The 3,300-nt window shown below is 74.0% G+C and carries 2 protein-coding genes; one reads left to right on the top strand and one right to left on the bottom strand.

What is annotated here, in order from left to right; genetic code table 11:
* Positions 1–119: 119 nt before the first annotated feature.
* Entirely contained in the window at positions 120–566 is a 447-nt protein-coding gene (locus JAO81_RS41685; RefSeq protein ID WP_199553220.1) for an SRPBCC family protein, read from the bottom strand.
* A gap of 88 nt (positions 567–654) precedes the next feature.
* Between JAO81_RS41685 and JAO81_RS41680 the strand changes: the two genes are divergently transcribed.
* On the top strand, positions 655–3,141 hold the full coding sequence (locus tag JAO81_RS41680) for an SCO7613 C-terminal domain-containing membrane protein (protein ID WP_199553219.1): 2,487 nt from the start codon (positions 655–657) through the stop codon (positions 3,139–3,141).
* Positions 3,142–3,300 lie beyond the last annotated feature (159 nt).

Raw genomic sequence — 3,300 nt, 5'->3', positions numbered from 1 at the left:
CGATACTGGGTTCGAACCAGTGACCTCTTCGGTGTGAACGAAGCGCTCTCCCACTGAGCTAATCGCCCGGGAACGCACTGAACCATACAGGTCGGGACGGCCTCGGTTCAAACCCGTTCTCACCGCTGAGCCAGGTATCCGACCAGGCCGCGCCTCCCGTTGCGCATCATCAACGCGTGGTTGAGCAGAAACACCGGCCGCCCCGGCACGGCGAACCGCCGCATCAGCCCCCGCTGCACCCGCACTTCCTGCTCGTACACCGCACGCGACCCGCCGTTGTACGAGGAGACGGTCCACCGGGCCCACCCCTGCAGGTCCCCGCTCGCGGCCACTTCGAGCACTCCGGCGTCGGGATCGCGCCGTGCGGAGCGGACGGTGACGAGCAGTTCGTACGGCAGGAAGGACCGGATCCGCACCACCCCGGTGTCCTCGTCGTGCCGGATCGTCTCGCGGATCTCCCGCCACCAGGAGGGGTACGCCTCCACCTCCTCGAGCACCCTGAACACCGCGTCCGGCGCCGCCGGCAGGTCCCAGACACTCCGGAAGCGGTAGTGACTCCAGTCCATGGCTCCAGTGTCGCCCCGGGACGTACTCAGCGGGAGATGAGTACGTGAGCGCATCCGCGGCCGTATGACGCGGGCCACACTCCGTGCCATGACGAGCATTCCGCCGCCGGCCGAGGAACTGCGCATCCTCGACCTCGAACTCTCCCGACTGGACGCCCGCCGCGCCCAGTTGCTGGCCCGCAGGGCCTGGCTGGTCAGCATCCTGCAGCAGAGCGCACCGCCCGCGCCCCAGACCTGGTCCCCGCGTACTCCTGCGACGACGGGCCCGGGTTCAGGGCTCGGGACTGCGGGTCCGCAAGCTCAGCGCGAGACCGCTGCCCCTGGTGTGCAGAACGTCCTGCTGGCCCTCGGCGGCATCCTGCTGGCCATCGCGGCGATCGCCTTCACCCTCGTGAGCTGGGGCTCCATGGGCATCGGCGGGCGCAGTGCGGTACTCGGCACAATCACCCTGGGCGCGCTGGCGCTGCCCGTGTTCCTCCTGCGCCGCGGCCTGTCCGCGACGGCCGAGGCGATCGCGGCGGTCGGCCTGCTCCTGACGGTCCTCGACGCGTACGCACTGCACGCCGCCGCCCTGCCGGACACCGACCCGCTCGCCTACGCGGCCGCCGCGTGCGCCGTCCTCGCCTCGCTCTGGACGGCCTACGGCCTGCTCGTACGGGATCTGCATCTGCCGCTTCCGGCAGGCGTGGCCGCCGCCCAACTTCCGCTGCTGCTCTGGTGGGCGTCGTCGGATGCGGGTCCGCACCTGCTGAGCGCCGCCCTGCTCGTCACCTCGGCCGCCTCCACGACGGCCGCGCCGCATCTCACGCGGGTGCCGGCGCGGGTGACGGCCGGTGCGGGTGCGGCAGCGGTCGGTGTGTGCGGCCTGCTCACGGCCACGGGCCTGGTCCTGGACGCCGCGACGCCCGCAGCCGCCGCCGAGGCCGCCGGCCACCTGCTGTTCGCCGCCGCGATCGCCCTCCACGCCGCTTGGCGCGCCCCGCGCACCGAACTCGCGACCGGCGCGGCGGCGGTCGCCGCCCTCGCCGTCCTCATCGCGACCGGCGGTGTCCTGCGCACACTCCTGCCCGGCGAGTGGGCGGTCGTGGCCGAACTGCTGTGCGCGGCGGCCCTTTTGACGCTCGTACGGAGCGCACTGCCGCGGCCGGTACGGCGGGGTCTGGCCGCCGCCTGTGCCCTCGTCCATGTCCTGGTCCTCGCCTGGACCGTGCCGGCGCTCGGCGCTTCGGTGCTCGGCCCGGCACAGCAGCTCGGCGAGGTGTGGCAGGGCGCCGCACACCGTGAGGCGGTGGCGGGGGCCGACGGTCTCGCCGTGGCCGCCGCGCTGCTGATCGTCGCGGCCGTGCTCGGGGCCGCGTATCGCGGGGGCGAGGGCCGCACCTGGCGTACGCCGGCCGCTGTCGGCGCCGCCGGGGCCCTGTGGGCCGCACTCGCCACGCTGCCCCTGTCGCTCCGCCTCGCCCACGCCGCGGAGCTCACCGCACACCTCACGCTGGCCGCACTCGCCCTGACCGCGGCGCTGCTCGCGGCCCGCGCACTGCCGCCCGAGGAGGCGCACGGGCCGGCAGCCGACAAGGCGCCGCGGCCATCGACAGCTGCCGCACCCGGCCGCGCCCTCGCCGTCACGGCCCTGGTCTGCTTCTACGCCTCCGCCCTGACGGCGACCCTGCTCGCCCTGGCGACCGAAGCGGCCACGTTCACCACGCTCGGCCTCCTCCTGACCCTCACGTTCGCCGCCACGGCCCTGCACCCGCACGGCGTGGCACAGTCCACGCTCGCCGTCACGGCCGTCGCCGCCGCCACGGGCCTGGCCCTGGCCCTCCCGTCCGCGGGTGAACTGCCCGCCCACCGGGCCGCGTTCGTCCTGCTGGTCATCCCCGCGGCAACCGCGCTGCTCGGCGCCCGTCTGCGCGCCAAGCCCTACGCGCTGTCCGCGGAGCTCGCCGGCGCAGCCGCTGCCGTGCTCGCCCTCGGGCTCGCCTCGACGGACGCGCCCGCCCTGTCCCTGACGCTGGCCCTGGTCGGCGTCGTCGCCTCGGCCACAGCCCTGCGCGCCGACCGCCGCCCCGCCGCGGCGTACCTCGCGGGCGCCCTCTTCCTGCTCGCCACATGGGTCCGCCTGGCCGCCTCGGACATCACCACACCCGAGGCGTACACCCTGCCGGCGACCGTCCCGGCCCTCGTCATCGGACTCCTGCGCCGCCGCCGTGACACCGAGGCCTCATCCTGGCCGGCGTACGGGCCCGGCCTCGCGGTGACGCTGCTGCCCAGCCTCGCCGCCGCCTGGGGCGATCCGCACTGGCTGCGCCCGCTGCTGCTCGGCTCGGCGGCCCTGCTCGTCACGCTGCTCGGCGCGCGCCACCGGCTGCAGGCCCCACTCGCCCTCGGCGGCCTCACGCTCGCCCTGGTGGCCCTGCACGAACTCGCCCCGTATGTCGTGCAGGTGGTCGGAGCACTCCCCCGCTGGCTGCCGCCGGCCGCGGCCGGAATGCTGCTCCTCACCCTCGGCGCGACTTACGAACAACGCCTGCGAAATGCCCGCCGTCTGCGGGAACTTGTGGGCCGTATGCAGTGACCGCGGAACTATTTACTCGAATTGCGCCAACTGCCACCGGGAACGCCAAATGCCCCTGAAAAGCAAGAAGTTCGCGGGGTACGGAATCTCGCGGGCCCCTTGTCCGGGGGGGGGGTACTGGGGTCGGACCAGTGGCCTCTTCCGTGTGAAGGGAGCGCT

This window comes from Streptomyces sp. N35, assembly GCF_016464295.1.
GTDB lineage: Bacteria > Actinomycetota > Actinomycetes > Streptomycetales > Streptomycetaceae > Streptomyces.
This window is presented reverse-complemented; position numbering and strand designations above follow the sequence as displayed.

Bases quoted from the DNA above. Each gene is read 5' to 3' on its own strand.
- JAO81_RS41685 (WP_199553220.1), bottom strand. From the start codon at position 566: ATGGACTGGAGTCACTACCGCTTCCGGAGTGTCTGGGACCTGCCGGCG.
- JAO81_RS41680 (WP_199553219.1), top strand. From the start codon at position 655: ATGACGAGCATTCCGCCGCCGGCCGAGGAACTGCGCATCCTCGACCTC.